The sequence below is a fragment of the Streptomyces sp. PA03-3a genome, from assembly GCF_033792735.1.
Classification (GTDB): domain Bacteria; phylum Actinomycetota; class Actinomycetes; order Streptomycetales; family Streptomycetaceae; genus Actinacidiphila.
On sequence record NZ_JARAVM010000038.1, the window covers coordinates 48,151 to 66,079 of the forward strand.

At 73.6% G+C, this 17,929-nt stretch carries 23 protein-coding genes; 19 read left to right on the forward strand and 4 right to left on the reverse strand.

The window, feature by feature from the left end; genetic code table 11:
* Positions 1 to 12 precede the first annotated feature (12 nt).
* From hisD to hisF, 8 genes are read left to right on the forward strand one after another with little or no spacing between them, the layout of a single operon-like run.
* Complete coding sequence (hisD, locus tag PV342_RS33710; protein WP_400803107.1) at positions 13 to 1,335, forward strand: histidinol dehydrogenase; 1,323 nt, start codon at positions 13 to 15, stop codon at positions 1,333 to 1,335.
* Positions 1,332 to 2,432, forward strand: coding sequence for a histidinol-phosphate transaminase (locus tag PV342_RS33715; RefSeq protein WP_329188437.1), 1,101 nt, complete (start codon positions 1,332 to 1,334; stop codon positions 2,430 to 2,432). The genes hisD and PV342_RS33715 overlap by 4 nt, the downstream gene beginning before the upstream one ends.
* 3 nt (positions 2,433 to 2,435) lie before the next feature.
* On the forward strand, positions 2,436 to 3,029 hold the full coding sequence (gene hisB, locus PV342_RS33720) for an imidazoleglycerol-phosphate dehydratase HisB (protein WP_319661088.1): 594 nt from the start codon (positions 2,436 to 2,438) through the stop codon (positions 3,027 to 3,029).
* Positions 3,029 to 3,181 carry a CG2302 family histidine operon protein gene (locus PV342_RS33725; protein WP_018557163.1) on the forward strand — a complete coding sequence of 51 codons (153 nt, stop codon included), beginning with the start codon at positions 3,029 to 3,031 and terminating at the stop codon, positions 3,179 to 3,181. Before hisB ends, PV342_RS33725 begins: the two co-directional genes overlap by 1 nt.
* Positions 3,182 to 3,193: 12 nt before the next feature.
* A complete protein-coding gene (gene hisH, locus PV342_RS33730; RefSeq protein WP_386989346.1) occupies positions 3,194 to 3,844 on the forward strand; it encodes an imidazole glycerol phosphate synthase subunit HisH in 651 nt (216 codons plus the stop codon).
* Between the two features lie 13 nt (positions 3,845 to 3,857).
* Positions 3,858 to 4,592, forward strand: coding sequence for a bifunctional 1-(5-phosphoribosyl)-5-((5-phosphoribosylamino)methylideneamino)imidazole-4-carboxamide isomerase/phosphoribosylanthranilate isomerase PriA (gene priA, locus PV342_RS33735; protein ID WP_018557165.1), 735 nt, complete (start codon positions 3,858 to 3,860; stop codon positions 4,590 to 4,592).
* Positions 4,589 to 5,005, forward strand: coding sequence for a RidA family protein (locus PV342_RS33740; protein WP_386989351.1), 417 nt, complete (start codon positions 4,589 to 4,591; stop codon positions 5,003 to 5,005). Before priA ends, PV342_RS33740 begins: the two co-directional genes overlap by 4 nt.
* Positions 5,002 to 5,766 carry an imidazole glycerol phosphate synthase subunit HisF gene (hisF, locus tag PV342_RS33745; protein ID WP_400803114.1) on the forward strand — a complete coding sequence of 255 codons (765 nt, stop codon included), beginning with the start codon at positions 5,002 to 5,004 and terminating at the stop codon, positions 5,764 to 5,766. The genes PV342_RS33740 and hisF overlap by 4 nt, the downstream gene beginning before the upstream one ends.
* 27 nt (positions 5,767 to 5,793) lie before the next feature.
* Here the strand turns inward: hisF and PV342_RS33750 are convergent, their stop codons facing one another.
* Positions 5,794 to 6,981, reverse strand: a complete 1,188-nt coding sequence (locus PV342_RS33750; RefSeq protein WP_400803116.1) for an MFS transporter — start codon at positions 6,979 to 6,981, stop codon at positions 5,794 to 5,796.
* Positions 6,982 to 6,984: 3 nt separating this feature from the next.
* On the reverse strand, positions 6,985 to 7,488 hold the full coding sequence (locus tag PV342_RS33755; protein WP_500320001.1) for an NUDIX hydrolase: 504 nt from the start codon (positions 7,486 to 7,488) through the stop codon (positions 6,985 to 6,987).
* An 82-nt stretch (positions 7,489 to 7,570) separates the two neighbouring features.
* Between PV342_RS33755 and PV342_RS33760 the strand changes: the two genes are divergently transcribed.
* Both PV342_RS33760 and PV342_RS33765 read left to right on the forward strand, forming a co-directional pair.
* Entirely contained in the window at positions 7,571 to 8,182 is a 612-nt protein-coding gene (locus PV342_RS33760) for a helix-turn-helix domain-containing protein (RefSeq protein ID WP_361005812.1), read from the forward strand.
* Between the two features lie 22 nt (positions 8,183 to 8,204).
* Complete coding sequence (locus PV342_RS33765) at positions 8,205 to 9,470, forward strand: MFS transporter (protein WP_400803123.1); 1,266 nt, start codon at positions 8,205 to 8,207, stop codon at positions 9,468 to 9,470.
* A gap of 6 nt (positions 9,471 to 9,476) precedes the next feature.
* On the opposite strand, the gene PV342_RS33770 is transcribed toward PV342_RS33765, so the two are convergent.
* Positions 9,477 to 10,115, reverse strand: a complete 639-nt coding sequence (locus tag PV342_RS33770; RefSeq protein ID WP_354795943.1) for a TIGR03085 family metal-binding protein — start codon at positions 10,113 to 10,115, stop codon at positions 9,477 to 9,479.
* 39 nt (positions 10,116 to 10,154) lie between these two features.
* The gene (locus PV342_RS33775; RefSeq protein ID WP_500320004.1) at positions 10,155 to 10,934 is read right to left on the reverse strand and encodes a hypothetical protein; all 780 of its coding nucleotides are present in this window, start codon (positions 10,932 to 10,934) and stop codon (positions 10,155 to 10,157) included.
* Between the two features lie 81 nt (positions 10,935 to 11,015).
* Between PV342_RS33775 and hisI the strand changes: the two genes are divergently transcribed.
* From hisI to trpA, 9 genes are all read left to right on the forward strand, one after another.
* Positions 11,016 to 11,363, forward strand: a complete 348-nt coding sequence (gene hisI / locus PV342_RS33780; RefSeq protein WP_018557174.1) for a phosphoribosyl-AMP cyclohydrolase — start codon at positions 11,016 to 11,018, stop codon at positions 11,361 to 11,363.
* A gap of 32 nt (positions 11,364 to 11,395) precedes the next feature.
* Positions 11,396 to 12,916, forward strand: coding sequence for an anthranilate synthase component I (locus PV342_RS33785; RefSeq protein ID WP_361005803.1), 1,521 nt, complete (start codon positions 11,396 to 11,398; stop codon positions 12,914 to 12,916).
* Positions 12,917 to 12,974: 58 nt separating this feature from the next.
* Positions 12,975 to 13,646, forward strand: a complete 672-nt coding sequence (locus PV342_RS33790) for a TIGR02234 family membrane protein (protein ID WP_500320005.1) — start codon at positions 12,975 to 12,977, stop codon at positions 13,644 to 13,646.
* 123 nt (positions 13,647 to 13,769) lie between these two features.
* Complete coding sequence (locus tag PV342_RS33795) at positions 13,770 to 13,982, forward strand: HGxxPAAW family protein (RefSeq protein ID WP_018557177.1); 213 nt, start codon at positions 13,770 to 13,772, stop codon at positions 13,980 to 13,982.
* A gap of 108 nt (positions 13,983 to 14,090) precedes the next feature.
* Entirely contained in the window at positions 14,091 to 14,507 is a 417-nt protein-coding gene (locus PV342_RS33800) for a DUF2752 domain-containing protein (protein WP_386989375.1), read from the forward strand.
* A 148-nt stretch (positions 14,508 to 14,655) separates the two neighbouring features.
* The gene (gene trpC / locus PV342_RS33805) at positions 14,656 to 15,465 is read left to right on the forward strand and encodes an indole-3-glycerol phosphate synthase TrpC (RefSeq protein WP_361005792.1); all 810 of its coding nucleotides are present in this window, start codon (positions 14,656 to 14,658) and stop codon (positions 15,463 to 15,465) included.
* A gap of 8 nt (positions 15,466 to 15,473) precedes the next feature.
* The gene (gene trpM / locus PV342_RS33810) at positions 15,474 to 15,611 is read left to right on the forward strand and encodes a tryptophan biosynthesis modulator TrpM (RefSeq protein ID WP_375818389.1); all 138 of its coding nucleotides are present in this window, start codon (positions 15,474 to 15,476) and stop codon (positions 15,609 to 15,611) included.
* 200 nt (positions 15,612 to 15,811) lie between these two features.
* The gene (gene trpB / locus PV342_RS33815; protein WP_018557180.1) at positions 15,812 to 17,056 is read left to right on the forward strand and encodes a tryptophan synthase subunit beta; all 1,245 of its coding nucleotides are present in this window, start codon (positions 15,812 to 15,814) and stop codon (positions 17,054 to 17,056) included.
* Positions 17,053 to 17,862, forward strand: coding sequence for a tryptophan synthase subunit alpha (trpA, locus tag PV342_RS33820; RefSeq protein WP_386989381.1), 810 nt, complete (start codon positions 17,053 to 17,055; stop codon positions 17,860 to 17,862). The genes trpB and trpA overlap by 4 nt, the downstream gene beginning before the upstream one ends.
* Positions 17,863 to 17,929 lie beyond the last annotated feature (67 nt).

A 17,929-nucleotide genomic window follows, 5' to 3' on the forward strand; every position in this document is an offset into this window, starting at 1 on the left:
ACACTTGGGAGGGTGATCTCCCGAATCGATCTGCGCGGCGACGCCTTCCCGGCGGACGGCGTCGACCGCGACCTGCTGCCCCGAGCCGAGCTCGACGTCGAGGCCGCACTGGAGACGGTGCGCCCGATCTGCGAGGACGTGAAGCATCGTGGCACCGCGGCACTGATCGACTACGCGGAGAAGTTCGACGGCGTCACCATCGACCGGGTACGCGTCCCGGCCGAGGCGCTGACCCGGGCCCTGCAGGAGCTGGACCCGAAGGTGCGGGCCGCGCTGGAGGAGTCGATCCGCCGCGCCCGGCTCGTCCACGGCGCGCAGCGCCGTACCGACCACACCACGCAGGTCGTGCCGGGCGGCACGGTCACCGAGCGCTGGGTGCCGGTCGAGCGGGTCGGTCTGTACGTTCCCGGCGGGCGCTCGGTCTACCCGTCCTCCGTGGTGATGAACGTGGTGCCCGCGCAGGAGGCCAAGGTCGGCTCGATGGCCGTGGCCTCGCCGCCGCAGAAGGAGTTCGGCGGGCTCCCGCACCCGACGATCCTCGCCGCGTGCGCGCTGCTCGGCGTCGACGAGGTGTACGCCGCGGGCGGCGCCCAGGCCGTCGCGATGTTCGCCTACGGCACCGAGGAGTGCCGTCCGGTGAGCATGGTCACCGGCCCGGGCAACATCTGGGTCGCCGCGGCCAAGCGCCTGCTCAAGGGCCGCATCGGCATCGACGCGGAGGCCGGCCCCACCGAGATCGCCGTCCTCGCCGACGCCACCGCCGACCCGGTGCACGTCGCCGCCGACCTGATCAGCCAGGCCGAGCACGACCCGCTGGCCGCCGCCGTCCTGGTCACCGACTCCGTGGACCTCGCCGAGGCGGTGGAGAAGGAACTGGAGCGGCAGATCGCCGCCACCAAGCACGTCGAGGACCGGATCGCGCCCGCGCTGTCCGGCCGCCAGTCCGGCATCGTCCTGGTCGACGGGATCGAGCAGGGCCTGCAGGTGGTGGACGCCTACGCGGCCGAGCACCTGGAGATCCAGACCGCCGACGCCGCCGCCGTCGCCGCCCGGGTGCGCAACGCCGGCGCGGTCTTCGTCGGCGCCTACGCCCCGGTCTCGCTCGGCGACTACGCCGCGGGCTCCAACCACGTGCTGCCCACCGGCGGCTGTGCCTGCCACTCCTCGGGCCTGTCCGTGCAGTCCTTCCTGCGCGGCATCCACGTCGTGGACTACACCCGCGAGGCGCTCGCCGAGATCGCCCCGCACGTGGTGACCCTGGCCGACGCCGAGGACCTGCCCGCGCACGGCGCCGCGGTCCGCGCCCGATTCGATTGGACGGTACCGGGTTCGTGACCGGCATCGACGACCTGCCCATCCGGGACGAACTGCGCGGCAAGTCGCCCTACGGCGCCCCGCAACTCGACGTGCCCGTACGCCTGAACACCAACGAGAACCCGTACCCGCTGCCCGGGCCGCTGGTCGACCGGATCACCGAGCGGGTGCGCGAGGCCGCCCGCGACCTCAACCGCTACCCCGACCGGGACGCGGTGGAGCTCCGCACCGAACTCGCGAAGTACCTGACCCGCACCGCCGGTCACGAGGTGGGCCTCGCCAACGTGTGGGCCGCCAACGGCTCCAACGAGGTCATCCAGCAGCTGCTGCAGACCTTCGGCGGCCCCGGGCGCACCGCGATCGGCTTCGAGCCCTCGTACTCCATGCACGGACTGATCTCCCGCGGCACCGGCACCGGCTGGATCGCCGGCCCGCGCCGCGAGGACTTCACCATCGACGTGGCCGCCGCCGAGCGGGTCATCGCCGAGCGGCGGCCGAACGTGGTCTTCGTCACCTCGCCCAACAACCCCACCGGCACCGCCGTCGCCGCCGACACCGTCGTGGCGCTGTACGAGGCCGCCCAGGCCGCCCGGCCCTCCCTGGTGGTGGTCGACGAGGCGTACGGCGAGTTCAGCCACCGCCCGTCCCTGCTGCCGCTGATCGAGGGCCGCCCCAACATGGTGGTCAGCCGCACCATGTCGAAGGCCTTCGGCGCCGCCGGGCTGCGACTGGGCTACCTCGCCGCCGACCCCGCGGTCGTCGACGCCGTCCAGCTGGTGCGGCTGCCGTACCACCTGTCCGCCGTCACCCAGGCCACCGCGCTGGCCGCCCTGGAGCACACCGATACGCTGCTGGGGTACGTCGAGCAGCTGAAGACCGAGCGGGACCGCCTGGTCGGCGAGCTGAGGGCGATCGGCTGCGAGGTCACCGACTCCGACGCCAACTTCGTCCAGTTCGGCCGCTTCGAGGACAGCCACCGCGCCTGGCAGGCGATCCTCGACCGCGGCGTGCTCGTCCGCGACAACGGCGTACCGGGCTGGCTGCGGGTCACCGCGGGCACCCCGGCCGAGAACGACGCGTTCCTCGAAGCGGTACGCGAGCTCAAGAAGGAGCAGTAACCCATGACCCGCGTCGGCCGCGTGGAGCGCACGACCAAGGAGACGTCCGTCGTCGTCGAGCTCGACCTCGACGGCACCGGCAGGACCGAGATCTCCACCGGAGTCGGCTTCTACGACCACATGCTCGACCAGCTCGGCCGCCACGGCCTGTTCGACCTCACGGTCAAGACCGAGGGCGACCTGCACATCGACACCCACCACACCATCGAGGACACCGCCCTCGCACTGGGCGCCGCCTTCAAGCAGGCGCTCGGCGACAAGGTGGGCATCTACCGCTTCGGCAACTGCACCGTGCCCCTGGACGAGTCCCTCGCCCAGGTCACCGTCGACCTGTCGGGCCGCCCGTACCTGGTGCACACCGAACCCGAGAACATGGCGCCGATGATCGGCTCCTACGACACGACGATGACCCGGCACATCCTGGAGTCCTTCGTCGCCCAGGCGCAGATCGCGCTGCACGTCCACGTGCCGTACGGGCGCAACGCCCACCACATCGTGGAGTGCCAGTTCAAGGCGCTGGCCCGGGCCCTGCGCTACGCCTCCGAGCGCGACCCGCGCGCCGCGGGCATCCTCCCGTCGACGAAGGGCGCCCTCTGATGAGCAAGGCCTCGGTCCTCTTCATCCTGCTCGGCCTGTTCCTGGCCGGCGGGGTGTACTCCTTCTGGAAGCAGAAGCTGCCCAAGGGCGTCGTCGTGCTGCTCGGTATCGGATCCGCCATGTCGCTGGCGGCCGGTCTGCTGCGGCTGTAGGGGGGCCGGCAGATGAGCAAGGCCGCCAAGAAGGTCGTGGTCCTCGACTACGGCTTCGGCAACGTCCGTTCCGCCGAGCGCGCGCTCGCCCGGGTCGGCGCGGACGTCGAGATCACCGCCGACTTCGACGAGGCGATGAACGCCGACGGGCTCCTCGTCCCCGGCGTCGGCGCCTTCGCGGCCTGCATGGCCGGGCTGAAGGCGGTGCGCGGTGAGTGGATCATCGGGCGCCGGCTGTCGGGCGGCAGGCCCGTGATGGGGATCTGCGTCGGCATGCAGATCCTCTTCGAGAAGGGCGTCGAGCACGGCGTCACGACCGAGGGCTGCGACGAGTGGCCCGGCACCGTCGAGCCGCTGCGCGCGCCGGTCGTGCCGCACATGGGCTGGAACACCGTCAAGGCGCCGGAGGACTCACGGCTGTTCGCCGGACTGGACGCCGACGCCCGCTTCTACTTCGTGCACTCCTACGCGGTGCGCACCTGGGAGCTGGAGACCGCCAACCCCACCATCGCGGCCCCGAAGGTCACCTGGGCCACCCACGGCGAGCCCTTCGTCGCCGCGGTGGAGAACGGCCCGCTGTGGGCGACCCAGTTCCACCCCGAGAAGTCCGGCGACGCCGGCGCCCAGCTGCTGACCAACTGGCTCGACACCTTCAAGGACTAGGACGTACGCCGCCATGAGCACGACGCACCGCCTCGAACTCCTTCCCGCCGTCGACGTCCGCGACGGGCAGGCCGTCCGCCTCGTCCACGGCGAGTCCGGTTCCGAGACGTCCTACGGCGACCCGATGGCCGCCGCACTGGCCTGGCAGCAGGCGGGTGCCGAGTGGCTGCACCTGGTCGACCTGGACGCCGCGTTCGGCACCGGGGACAACCGCGCGCAGATCGCCGAGGTCGCCCGCTCCATGGACGTCAAGGTCGAGCTGTCCGGCGGCATCCGCGACGACGACACGCTGGCCGCGGCCCTCGCCACCGGCTGCACCCGGGTCAACCTGGGCACCGCCGCCCTGGAGACCCCGGAGTGGGTCGCCAAGGTCATCGCGGAGCACGGCGACCGGATCGCGGTCGGCCTGGACGTCCGCGGCACCACCCTGCGCGGCCGCGGCTGGACCCGCGACGGCGGCGACCTCTACGAGACACTGGCCCGCCTCGACTCCGAGGGCTGCGCACGCTACGTCGTCACCGACATCAACAAGGACGGCACCCTCCAGGGCCCCAACCTGGAGCTGCTGAAGAACGTCTGCGCGGCCACCGACCGGCCGGTCGTCGCCTCCGGCGGCGTCTCCTCCCTCGACGATCTGCGGGCCATCGCCACCCTGGTTCCCGAGGGGGTCGAGGGAGCCATCGTCGGAAAGGCCCTCTACGCCAAGGCGTTCACCCTGGAAGAGGCCCTGGAGGCAGTGTCCCGATGACGGAGACCCCCGAGGTGCGGCGAGTGCAGAGCGACAGCCCCTGGGAGGAGCAGTTCGGATTCGCACGTGCCGTCGCGGCGGGGGACCGCGTCCACGTCGCGGGCACCATGCCGTTCGTCGGCACCGTGCTCCACGGCGAGGGCGACCCGTACGAACAGGCCAGGGTGGCGTTCTCCAACGCCCTGGCGGCGCTGGAGGAGTTCGGCCTGGACGCCGGGTCCGTCGTCCGCGTCCGGATCTACCTCACCCACACCCGCGACATGGACGAGGCCGGGCGGGCGCACAAGGAGTTCTTCGACGCGGCCCGCCCGGCCACCACGATGGTCGTGGTCTCCGGGTTCATGGACCCGCGGGTCCTGGTCGAAGTGGAACTCGAGGCATTCCGAGCATTCCGAGGAGCACGAGAGCAATGACCCTGGCGGTCCGAGTCATCCCCTGCCTGGACGTGGACGGCGGCCGGGTCGTCAAGGGCGTCAACTTCCGGAACCTGCGGGACGCGGGCGACCCCGTCGAGATGGCCAAGCTCTACGACGCCGAGGGCGCCGACGAGCTGACCTTCCTCGACATCACCGCGTCCTCCGGCAACCGCGAGACGACCTACGACGTGGTGCGGCGCACCGCCGAGCAGGTCTTCATCCCGCTCACCGTCGGCGGCGGCGTGCGCTCGGCCGACGACGTCGACAAACTGCTGCGCGCCGGGGCCGACAAGGTCGGCGTCAACACCGCCGCGATCGCCCGGCCCGACCTCCTGCGCGAGATCGCCGAGCGGTTCGGCCGGCAGGTGCTGGTGCTCTCCGTGGACGCCCGCCGCACCGAGGCCGGGACCCCGTCCGGCTTCGAGGTGACCACGCACGGCGGCCGCCAGGGCACCGGCATCGACGCGGTGGAGTGGGCGCACCGCGCGGCCGAGCTCGGCGCCGGCGAGATCCTGCTCAACTCGATGGACGCCGACGGCACGAAGGACGGCTACGACACCGAGATGATCGCCGCCGTCCGCAGGCACGTCACCGTCCCCGTCATCGCCTCGGGCGGCGCGGGCCGGCTCACCGACTTCCCCCCGGCCGTCGCCGCCGGTGCCGACGCCGTCCTGGCCGCCTCCGTCTTCCACTTCGGCGATCTGCGCATCGGCGAGGTCAAGCGGACGCTGCGCGACGCCGGGCACCCGGTGCGCTGACCGATGTGACGGCGGCGGCCGCGCCGGCTAGCCGGCCGCCTGTACGGTGACCCGGCCGCGGGCCAGGACCGGGCGCGCGGCGGCGAGGGTGAGGGCCGAGAGGGTGACGCCGCTCGCGGCGCTGACGGCGGCCGTGGGGAGGGAGCCGTCGGCGAGGATCAGGCCGCTGACGGCGGAGCCGCCCGCGATGCCCGTGGTGACGAGGGTGACCAGCCAGGCGAAGGCCTCGGTGACGGTGCCCGCCGGGGCCAGTTCGCCGGTAAGCCGGAAGACCACGGTGAGCAGCGGCGCGAAGAACACCCCGCTGAACAGGGCGACCAGCGCCATCGGCAGCGGTCCGGGGACCAGGGTGAAGGGCCAGAAGGTGAGGGCCATCCCGGCTCCGGTGACGGCCGCCTTGGTGGCCGCGTCCGCCCGCCAGGGCAGGGCCGCGATCAGCAGGGCGCCGATCAGGGCGCCGGTGGAGTTCAGCGCCAGCAGGGTGCCCGCGCCGCCGGGCAGCGGGTGGCGCTCGGCATAGGCGACGGCGAAGACGTTGAACGTGCCCAGGGCCCAGCCGCAGCCGGTCAGCGCGCACAGCAGCACGACCAGGGCCCGGCTGCGCAGCGGCCCGAGCCAGTGGACGGAACGGGCGGCGGAGGCCCAGGCGCGCGAGGGCGCGGAGGTCGCGACGAAGAGCGCGCCCACCACCCCGAGGACCGCCGCGGCCACCAGCGCCAGCCGGGCCGGGCCCGCCACGGCCAGGCCGCCGACCAGCAGCGGGCCGCCGATGAAGACCAGTTCCTGCGCGCCCGCGTCCACGGCGTAGGCCGATTCCAGTTCGTCCGGCTCGACCAGATCGGGCCACAGCGCCCGCAGGCACGGCTCCAGCGGAGGCGACGCGGCCCCGGCGACGGCCGGGCCGAATACGGCCACCGCCGTGCTGCCGGGCGCCGCGGCCAGCGCCGCGAAGCCGGCGGCCGACACCAGGGAGGAGAGGACGAGCACGCGCGGCTGCCCCAGCCGGTCCACCCACCGTCCCAGGAGCGGCCCGCCGATCGCCCCGGACACGGCGTAGACGCCGCCGGCGGCGCCGACCAGCCGGTAGTCGGCGCCCGCCGCGCGCAGCGCCAGCGCGATGGCCAGGGCCGCCATGGCGGTCGGCAGCCGTCCGACGAGGGAACCGGACAGCAACCGGCCCACATGGGGCCGGCGGAGCAGCTTCAGGTACGGCACACGTCACCCACGGAGGTCGAGCGCTGCGGCGATCACGTCGTGCACCAGGGTCTCACCAGGTGCCCGGTTCTCCTTCAGCCGTTCGAGGTCTTCGGGGCCGAACCAGCCGTAGGCCGTGTGCTTGCCCGGCTCCAGGCGCGGACGTGCGAGGTCCCCGTCGACGTCGACGACGAAGTCCGCCTCGTGGCGCAGGCCTTGGCCGTCGTCGCCCTCCCAGGTGGACACCCCGATCAGCCGCCGCACGGTGCGCAGTCGCCGGCCGGTCTCTTCCTCCACTTCGCGGGCGAGGGCCGCCAGGAGGGTCTCGCCGGGCTCCACATGGCCGCCGACGAGGTCCCAGCAGTCCGGCAAGAGCCGGCGGCCGGGGGAGCGGCGCTGGGCGAAGGCCCTGCCGTCCGCGTCGAGGACGACCGCGCCGACGGCCCAGGTCTCGCCCGGGCGCGGCACCGGCACCGCGATCCCTGTCACCTCGACGTCTGCTGCCGGCCCACCCTGGTTCGCGTCCATGGCCGCAGAGCGTAGCCGATGCACAGGATTTGTTGCGCAATTTCTGTTGCGCAAATTTCCTTTCCTGTCTAGCCTCCCGGGTATGCCCGAGGAAGAGCCGGAAGAGACCGGCGCGGACCCCCGCAGGATCACCGACCTCGACGCGCTCAAGGTCTTCACGCACCCGCTGCGCATCGAGCTCTACCGCGCCCTGTTCACCGCCCGCACCGCGACCGCCTCCCAGCTGGCCGACCAGGTCGACGAGGCCGTCTCGCTGGTCAGTTACCACCTGCGCAGGCTCGCCGCGCACGGCTTCATCACCGAGGCCCCAGGGCAGAGCTCGGACGGCCGCGAGCGCTGGTGGAAGGTCAGCTCCGAGCGCGGATTCACCTTCCGCACCTCGGACTTCGCCGACCGCCCCGAGGGCGCCGCCGTCATGGGCGAGGTGACCCGGCAGCTCCTCGCCACCCGGTACGCGCGCTACTCCGCCTATCTCGACCAGCAGCTCGCCTGGGGCAAGGAGTGGACCGACGCCTCCTTCAGCTCCGAGTACATGCCCCGGCTCACCGCCGAGGAGATGCACCGGTTCGGCGAGGAGCTGGGCGAGCTGATGAAGCGCTGGACCGACCGCGGGCGCGCCGCCGAGGAGGCGGGCGACACCGAGGGCCGCGAGCACGTCGCGGTGCACCTGTACGGATTCCCCTACCGGCCGTGAACCCCGAAGGAGGCGCGACCTCATGACGGCGCCCGCCATCGCCGCACCGCCCCTGTCCCCCTCCCGAGCCCCCGCCCACCGGGACGCCAACGTCCTGCGCTGGCTGGCCGCGTTCACCGCCTCGATCGTCGGCGACGCCGTGTGGTTCCTCGCCCTGTCCTGGGCCGCCACCCGCGCCGGGGACCCCGGGCGGGCAGGCCTGGTGCTGGCGGCCGGCGCCGTGCCGCGCGCGGTGCTGATGCTCGGCGGGGGAGTGCTGGCCGACCGGTTCGGGCCGCGCCGCATCGTCATCGGCAGCGATCTGACCCGGTGCGCGGTGATGTTCGCGGCGGCCGCGCTGCTCGCCCTCACCACTCCCGGGCTGTGGGCGCTGGCCGTGGTCGCGCTGCTCTTCGGCGCCGTCGACGCGGTGTTCCTGCCCGCCGTCGGCGCCCTTCCGGCCCGGATCACCGGCCCGGACCAACTGGGCAGGCTGCACGGGATGAAGGGCATCGCGATGCGCGTCGGCAACGTGGCCGGCGCCTCGCTCGGCGGCACGGCGGTCGCGGCAGGCGGCGCTCCCGTCGCGTTCGCCGCCGCCGGCGTGCTGTTCTCGGTCTCGCTGGTGCTGCTGGTCGCCGTCCGCGTCGCCCCGCTGCCGCCCGACGACCGGGCCGCGCAGGCGGACGGCACCGCCTGGCGGGACTTGGTGGAAGGCCTGCGCCACATACGCGCACGGCGGGGGCTCACCGCGCTCATGGCCGTCATCGCGATCGGCGAGCTCGGCTTCGCCGGGCCGTTCAACATCGGTCTCGCGCTGGTCGCCGCCGACCGGGGCTGGGGCGCGGCGGGGCTGGGCTGGATCGTCAGCGGCTTCGGAGCCGGCGCGGGCGCCGCCTCGCTGCTGCTGACGGTACGCGGCCGGCTGCCCCGCGCCGGACTGGCCCAGGCCTGCTGCCTCGGGCTGGCGGCGGTCGCGGTGGCCGCCTTCGCCTTCGTCCCCGCACTGCCGGGAGCGGTCGCGCTGGCGGTCGTGGTCGGCCTGGTGGCAGGGCTCAGCGGCGCGCTGTGCGGGGCGCTGCTGCAGACCCTCACCGACCCGGCCTACCTCGGCCGGGTCAGTTCGGTGGCCGCGCTGTTCTCGCTCGGCCTCGCACCGATGAGCTATCCGCTCACCGGTGCCGCCATCGGGGCCTGGGGCCCGCAGCCGGTGTTCGTGGCGAGCGCGGCGGTCGCGGCCGCGGGGGCCGTCCTGGGAATCGCCGCGCCGGCGCTGCGGCGGGCGGAACTCGCCCGCCGCCCCGGGTAGCCGGACTCAGGCGGTGATGCCGAGCCTGGCGTCGTAGAGCCGGGTCACCGCGTCCTTGTCGCCCTCCGTCTCCACACGGGCGGAGTCCTGCCGTCCGAAGGCGAACAGCAGGAGCTCTCCGGGCTCCCCGGTGACGGTGACGACCGGTGCGCCGCGGTGCGCGACCGCGGTCTGGCCGTCCGGACGGCGCAGCACCACGCCGACCGGGGCCTTGCGGCCCAGCAGACGGGCGGAGCGCTCCAGCCGGGACCAGAGCAGGTCGGCGAAGACGGGGTCCGGTTCGCGCGGCGACCAGTCAGGCTGGGCCCGGCGCACGTCCTCGGCGTGGACGAAGAACTCGACGGTGTTGGCCGCCTCGTCGATCTGCTTGAGGGCGAACGGCGACAGCCGCGGCGGCCCGGTGCGGATCAGCCGGATCAGTTCCTGGTAGGGCCGTTCCGCGAACTCCTTGCGCACGCGCTCCGACCGGTCCGCGAGGAAGGGGATGACCAGGCCGGCCGAGGCGTCACCGCGGCGCTCCCGCACCACGATGTGGGCGGCGAGGTCACGGGTGGTCCAGCCCTCGCAGAGGGTTGGCGCCTCGGGTCCGGCACTCTCCAGCAGGTCGGCGAGGAGCAGACGTTCACGCTGGGCATGAGTCGACATGCCGTCAGCCTACGTCCGGTCCCCGCCGGTGGGCAGCAGCTACGGCAGCGGTTTGGTCAGCTTCTTGCCGTCCGGCCGGTTGCTGAGGGTCAGGGAGCAGGAGACGGTGTCCTTGCCCTGCAGCTGGTAGCCCGTGAGCTTCGGGTACAGCGCGTAGTAGAAGTACCCGGGGTTGTCCTTGACGTCCTTCAGGCGCTTGGCGGCGTCTGCCTCGCACAGCTTCAGGACCTTGGCCTTGAGCGCGGCCTCGGTGGCGAAGGTACCCGTGATGGTCTCGTTGGCGATGACCTCGGCGTCGTGGGGGCCGTTGCACGAGACCGTGGTGACCTCGGTGACGCCGGTGTCCAGTCCCGGGTCGTCGAAGCACTGGCCGGGGCTGAGCACGACGTACTTGCGGAAGGTCTCCGAGGGGTCCGGCTCCGTGGAGGCCGTCGCCGTGTCCTGGGTGGTGGGGGCCGAGACCGTCGGGCTGCTGCTGGTGGTCCCGGTGGCGCCCTTGTCGTCCTCGCCGCCGCTGAGCGCGATCGCCAGACCGCCGACGACGACGGCTATCAGCACGATCGCGCCGATGGCTATCGCGGCCACCTTCGCACCGCCACCACTGCGCGGTGGCTGCGGCGGGGGCGGGTAGCCGTAACCCCCGCCCGGCTGCGGCGGTCCGGGGAACTGCGGCTGGTTCTGGTACGGCGGCTGCGGCTGCGGCTGGTACTGCGGTTGCGGCTGGTACTGCGGCGGGCCGAACCCCCCGGGGGGCGGCCCCAAACCGCCACCCTGTCCGGAGCGCGGGTCGTCGGGCGGCGACGGCGGAGGAAAACTCATGCACGAAGCATGCCCCATGCGGGTGAGCGGAGTGCGGGCAGGAGCCGAAGTCGTGCCGCCCGGAGCGGGCAGAATGGAGGCATGGAATCCCCGCTCGACCCAGCTGTCGCCGCCCGTCTCAAGCGCACCGCCGACGGCCTCGTGCCCGCCGTCGCGCAGCAGTACGACACCGGCGAAGTCCTCATGCTCGGATGGATGGACGACGAGGCGCTGCACCGCACCCTGACCACCGGCCGCTGCACCTACTGGAGCCGCAGCCGCCGGGAGTACTGGGTCAAGGGCGACACCTCCGGGCACGTCCAGCACGTGAAGTCCGTGGCCCTGGACTGCGACGGCGACACGATCCTGGTCAAGGTCGACCAGGTCGGCGCGGCCTGCCACACCGGCGACCGCACCTGCTTCGACGCGGGCGAACTGCCGCTGTCCTGAAGCGGCCGCGCCCGGGCACTAGGCTGCGGACCATGACCACGGGCACCGTCACCCCCGATCCGGACACCTTCCGCAAGCTGGCGCAGGACCGCCGTGTCATCCCGGTCAGCAGGAAGCTGCTGGCCGACGGGGACACCCCGGTCGGCCTGTACCGCAAGCTCGCGGCCGAGCGCCCCGGCACCTTCCTGCTGGAGTCCGCGGAGAACGGCCGCTCGTGGTCCCGCTACTCCTTCGTCGGCGTCCGCAGCGCCGCCACCCTGACCGAGCGCGACGGCCGCGCCCACTGGCTCGGCACGCCCCCGGTGGGCGTGCCGGCCGGCGGCGACCCGCTGGAGGCGCTGCGGGCCACGATCGAGGCCCTGCACACCCCGCGCGACCTGCACGACGACGCCGGACTGCCGCCGTTCACCGGGGGCATGGTCGGCTACCTCGGCTACGACGTCGTACGCCGCCTGGAGCGCATCGGCGACCACGCCCGCGACGACCTGCGGCTGCCCGAACTCACCATGCTGCTCACCTCCGACCTGGCGGTGCTCGACCACTGGGACGGCTCGGTGCTGCTGATCGCCAACGCGATCAACCACAACGACCTCGACACCGGCGTCGACGAGGCGTACGCGGACGCCGTGCGGCGGCTCGACGCCATGACCGCCGACCTGGCTCGCCCCGTGGACTCCGCGCCCGCCGAACTGCCGCCCTCCCGGCTCCCGGAGGAGGTCACCTCGCGCTTCGGCGGCGCCGCGTACCAGGCCGCGGTGGAGACGGCCAAGGAGTACATCCGGGCCGGCGACGCCTTCCAGGTCGTGCCCTCGCAGCGGTTCGAGACGCCCTGCCCGGCGAGCGCGCTCGACGTCTACCGCGTGCTGCGGGCGACCAACCCCTCCCCGTACATGTACCTGCTGCGCTTCGACGGCTTCGACGTCGTCGGCTCCAGCCCCGAGGCGCTGGTCAAGGTCGAGGACGGCCGGGCCATGGTGCACCCCATCGCGGGCACCAGGCCGCGCGGCGCGACGCCGCGCGAGGACCAGGCGCTCGCCGACGAACTGCTCGCCGACCCCAAGGAGCGTGCCGAGCACCTGATGCTGGTCGACCTGGGCCGCAACGACCTCGGAAGGGTCTGCGAACCCGGCAGCGTCGAGGTCGTCGACTTCATGTCGATCGAGCGCTACAGCCACGTCATGCACATCGTCTCCACCGTCACCGGCAGCGTCGGCGCCGGCCGCACGGCATTCGACGTCCTCACCGCCTGCTTCCCCGCGGGCACCCTCTCGGGTGCGCCCAAGCCGCGCGCGATGCAGATCATCGACGAGCTGGAGCCCACCAGGCGCGGCCTGTACGGCGGCGCCGTGGGCTACCTGGACTTCGCCGGGGACTCCGACACCGCCATCGCCATCCGCACCGCGGTGCTGCGCGACGGGACGGCGTACGTGCAGGCCGGGGCCGGCATCGTCGCCGACTCCGACCCGGTCAGCGAGGACACCGAGTGCCGGAACAAGGCCGCCGCGGTGCTCCGCGCCGTCGCCACGGCCGGCCGGATGCGCGCCGGGGCCTGACCGGCGCGGGCCGGGCCCCGCGTGCCGGGCCGGCGCGGCGACGGGGGATAGTGGTCGGGTGAGCAGCTCCGCACCTCAGTCCCGCACCGTCGCAGAACCGTCCGCCGAGCCCGCAGCCCGCCGGACGCGCGGCCGCGGCGGCCTCGTGCTCGCCCTGGCGAGCGGTGTGCTCGGTGCCGCGGTCGTACTCCTGGCCTCGAGCAAGACCTGGCAGGAGGGCAGCGCGCCGTTCGCCGACGGCGGGATGCCGGTCAGGGTCTCCGGCCACCAGGTGACCGGGGTGCCGGGAGCGCTCGCGCTGGTGGGCCTCGCCGCCCTCGTGGCGGTCTTCGCCGTAAGGGGAGCGGCCCGGCTGCTCGTGGGCGGGCTGCTCGCGCTGTGCGGGGCCGGGGCCCTCACGGCGGCGCTCCTCGCGTTCGGCGACACCGCGGCCCTGGACGCGGCCGCGGCGACCGCCAGCGGCCTGTCCCGTACGACCGTCACCGGATCCTCCACCAGCGCCTGGCCGGTCGTGTCGGCGGCCGGCGGCGTGCTCCTGCTGCTGGCCGGCACCGTCGCCCTGCTCCGCGCGCGCACCTGGCCCGGCATGTCGAACCGCTACGACCGCGACACCCCCAGGGCGGCGCCCCCCGCCCGTACCGCCGCGGCCGCGGGCGGGGGCGGGGAGGAGCGTCCCGAGGACCTGTGGAAGGCGCTGGACCGCGGCGAGGACCCCACCGAGTCGCCGTAACGCGCCGGGCCACCCCCCGCGCGCGGAGCGTGAGCGGAACGGGGGACAATAACCCGTGACGCGCGCCATCGCGCGGGCGGACGAACTGACGACCCTTTCTCGAAGAACGACTTGGGAGCACTCATGGCGGGCAACAGCCACGGACACACCCCTGCCGCCTGGACCGGCGTGACCATCGCCTTCATCGGCTTCTGCGTCGCGGCTGCCTTCGTCGTCCTGGCGGAGCCGATCGGGATGTTCGCCGGCCTGGCGGTCGCCGCCCTGGGCGGTCTGGTCGGTCTCGGCATGCGCGCCGCGGGCCTCGGCAAGCCGATGCCGGAGCGGCAGCGCGGCTGACCCGGGCAACGGGCTCCGGAGCCGCCGCCGGCACACCGCCGGCGGCGGCTCCGCGCTTTCCGGCCACCCCGGCTGTTCCGGGCGGGCACGACGCGGGACAATCACCGGGTGACCGAGACTGCCGCCAGGCCGAAGCCGAGTGACCTCGTCGCCCCGCTGGGCGTCCTCGGCGGTGTCGCCGCCGCCTTCGCGTACGTCGGCACCTTCGACCCGAACGAGGCCGGGCACTACCCGGTCTGCCCCCTGCTGCAGTACGGGGGCGTGTACTGCCCGGGCTGCGGCGGGCTGCGCAGCGCCTACGCGGTCGTGCACGGCGACTTCGGCGCGGCGCTCGGCCTCAACGCGCTGGCCGTGGCCGGTTACGTGCTCTTCGCCGTGCTGTGGACGGTCTGGCTCACCCGGACACTGCGCGGCAGGCCCTTCTCGCTCCCGCTGAGGGCCGTGCACTGGTGGACGATCGCGGGCGTCGTGCTGCTCTTCACCGTCGTCCGGAACCTTCCCTTCGGGTCCGCACTCGCACCCTGACCTGCGTCGGAGCGGCGTACGGACCGTCCGCCCGGGGGGCCTTCGCTCCGCCGGATGCGGGTCCTCCGCCGACCGGCGGTTACCATCGCAGTGCCGGTGGAACATCTCACTGGCTTGATCGTTTCGCTTTCGGAAGGGGTCCTCTCGCGTGAGTGTGCTCGACGAGATCATCGACGGAGTCCGCGAGGACCTCGCCGAGCGGCAGGCCCGGGTCTCCCTCGACGAGCTCAAGGACCGGGCGGCGAAGGCGCGCGACGCCAAGGACGGCGTGGCGGCCCTGCGGGGGGACAGCGTCAAGGTCATCTGCGAGGTCAAGCGGTCCAGCCCCTCCAAGGGCGCGCTCGCCGCCATCGCCGACCCCGCGGGCCTCGCCGCGGACTACGAGGCGGGCGGCGCCGCCGTCATCTCGGTCCTCACCGAGCAGCGCCGGTTCGGCGGTTCGCTGGCCGACCTCGAGGCCGTCCGCGGCAAGGTCGACATCCCCGTGCTCCGCAAGGACTTCATCGTCACCGCCTACCAGCTCTGGGAGGCCCGCGCCTACGGTGCCGACCTCGCGCTGCTGATCGTCGCGGCGCTGGAGCAGGACGCGCTGGTCTCCCTGATCGAGCGGGCCGAGTCCATCGGGCTCACCCCACTGGTCGAGGTGCACGACGAGGAGGAGGTCGAGCGGGCGGTCGACGCGGGCGCCCGCATCATCGGCGTCAACGCGCGCAACCTCAAGACCCTCGAGGTCGACCGCGGCACCTTCGCCCGCGTCGCCCCGGAGATCCCGGACCACATCGTCAAGGTGGCCGAGTCCGGCGTCCGCGGCCCGCACGACCTCATCGCCTACGCCAACGACGGCGCCGACGCCGTCCTCGTCGGCGAGTCCCTGGTGACCGGCCGCGACCCCAAGGCCGCCGTGGCCGACCTCGTCGCCGCCGGCGCGCACCCCGCGCTGCGTCACGGGCGGGGCTGACCGGCACCATGACGAGCTACGCGCGACTGGCCCGGGGCTGCCGTCCCCGTGGCTGCCGCGCGCCCGCGCGGCGCGTCCTCGGTCGCCGCGTGCGCTACCACATCGGCTGCGAGCCGGGTCAGATCAACGGGCGCCGATGGCGCTGACGGCGGCGCCGTCCGCCTGATGACCGGGGCACGGGTGTGCACGCCGGCGTCCCGCCGGCGACGGCCCCTTCGTGCTCCCCGGTCGCGGGCGCGCGCCCATGCCGCGGGCGGCGTCCCATGCGCCGCCGCCGTAACGTGACCATTGGTACGCGAAACCCTGGGGGCCGCCGACGCGCGCCCCCGAAGGAGCCGAGAACGTCATGTCCGAAGACTTCTTCATCCCCGACCCCGAGGGCCGGGTCCCCAGCGCCGAGGGCTACTTCGGCCGGTTCGGCGGCAAGTTCATCCCGGAGGCGCTGGTCGCCGCCGTGGACGAGGTCGCCGTCGAGTACGACAAGGCGAAGTCCGACCCCGCCTTCGCCGCGGAGCTGAACGAGCTGCTGGTGCACTACACCGGCCGCCCCAGCCCGCTCACCGAGGTGCCGCGGTTCGCGCAGCACGCCGGCGGGGCGCGGGTCTTCCTCAAGCGGGAGGACCTCAACCACACTGGCTCGCACAAGATCAACAACGTGCTGGGCCAGGCGCTGCTCACCAAGCGCATGGGCAAGACCCGGGTCATCGCCGAGACCGGCGCCGGACAGCACGGCGTGGCCACGGCCACCGCCTGCGCGCTGTTCGGCCTGGAGTGCACCATCTACATGGGCGAGGTCGACACCGAGCGCCAGGCGCTCAACGTGGCCCGTATGCGCATCCTCGGCGCCGAGGTCATCCCCGTGAAGTCGGGCAGCCGGACCCTGAAGGACGCGATCAACGAGGCGTTCCGCGACTGGGTCGCCAACGTGGACCGCACCCACTACCTGTTCGGCACGGTCGCGGGCCCGCACCCCTTCCCGGCGATGGTGCGCGACTTCCACCGCGTCATCGGCGTCGAGGCACGCCGCCAGATCCTGGAGCGCGCGGGCCGGCTGCCGGACGTGGTCGCCGCCTGCGTGGGCGGCGGGTCGAACGCGATCGGCCTGTTCCACGCCTTCATCCCGGACGAGGGCGTGCGCCTGCTGGGCCTGGAGGCGGCCGGCCACGGCGTGGACTCCGGCGAGCACGCGGCGACGCTGACCGTCGGCGAGCCCGGCATCCTGCACGGCTCGCGCAGTTACGTCCTGCAGGACGACGAGGGCCAGATCACCGAGCCGTACTCGATCTCGGCCGGCCTGGACTACCCCGGCATCGGCCCCGAGCACGCCTATCTCAAGGAGACCGGCCGCGCCGAGTACCGCCCGGTCACCGACGACGAGGCGATGCAGTCGCTGCGCCTGCTCTCCCGCACCGAGGGCATCATCCCGGCCATCGAGAGCGCCCACGCCCTCGCGGGTGCGCTGCGGATCGGCCGGGAGCTCGGCGAGGAGGGCCTGGTCCTGGTCAACCTCTCCGGGCGCGGCGACAAGGACATGGACACGGCCGCCCGCTACTTCGGGCTGTACGACGAGGCTGAGGGAGCACAGCGGTGAGCGGGCGGATCGAGCTGCTGGACCGGACCCTGGCCGGTGCCAGGGCCGAGGGCCGCGCGGCCCTGGTGGCCTACCTCCCGGCGGGTTTCCCGACCGTCGAGGGCGGCATCGAGGCGGCGAAGGCCGCCCTCGAGGGCGGCGCCGACGTCGTCGAGATCGGCCTTCCGCACAGCGACCCCGTGCTGGACGGCCCGGTCATCCAGACCGCGGACGACATCGCGCTCCGCGGCGGTGTGCGGATCAAGGACGTGCTGCGCACGGTGCGCGAGGCGCACGCCGCGACCGGGAAGCCGATCCTGGTCATGACGTACTGGAACCCCGTCGACCGCTACGGCGCCGAGCGTTTCGCCGCCGAACTGGCGGAAGCGGGCGGCGCCGGCTGCATCCTGCCGGACCTGCCGGTCGAGGAGTCCGAGGTGTGGCGGAAGGCCGCCGAGCAGCACGGACTGGCCACGGTGTTCGTCGTCGCCCCGAGCAGCCGGGACGAGCGGCTGGCGAAGATCACGGCGGCGGGGTCCGGCTTCGTCTACGCGGCCTCGCTGATGGGCGTCACCGGCACTCGTGAGAGCGTCGGCGCCGAGGCGGCCGACCTGGTGCGGCGCACCCGCGCCCAGACCGAGCTGCCGGTCTGCGTCGGCCTGGGCGTCTCCGACGCCGCCCAGGCGGCCGAGGTGGCGGGCTTCGCGGACGGGGTGATCGTCGGCTCCGCGTTCGTCAAGCGGCTGCTCGACGCGCCGGACCTGGAGCAGGGTCTCGCGGGCGTGCGCGAGCTCGCAGCGGACCTGGCCCGGGGCGTCCGCCGGTAGCGGCGCCTCACTCTTCCGGGCGAAACATGGGCCGGGGGTACGCGCGAGCGTGCCCCCGGTTCGTTGT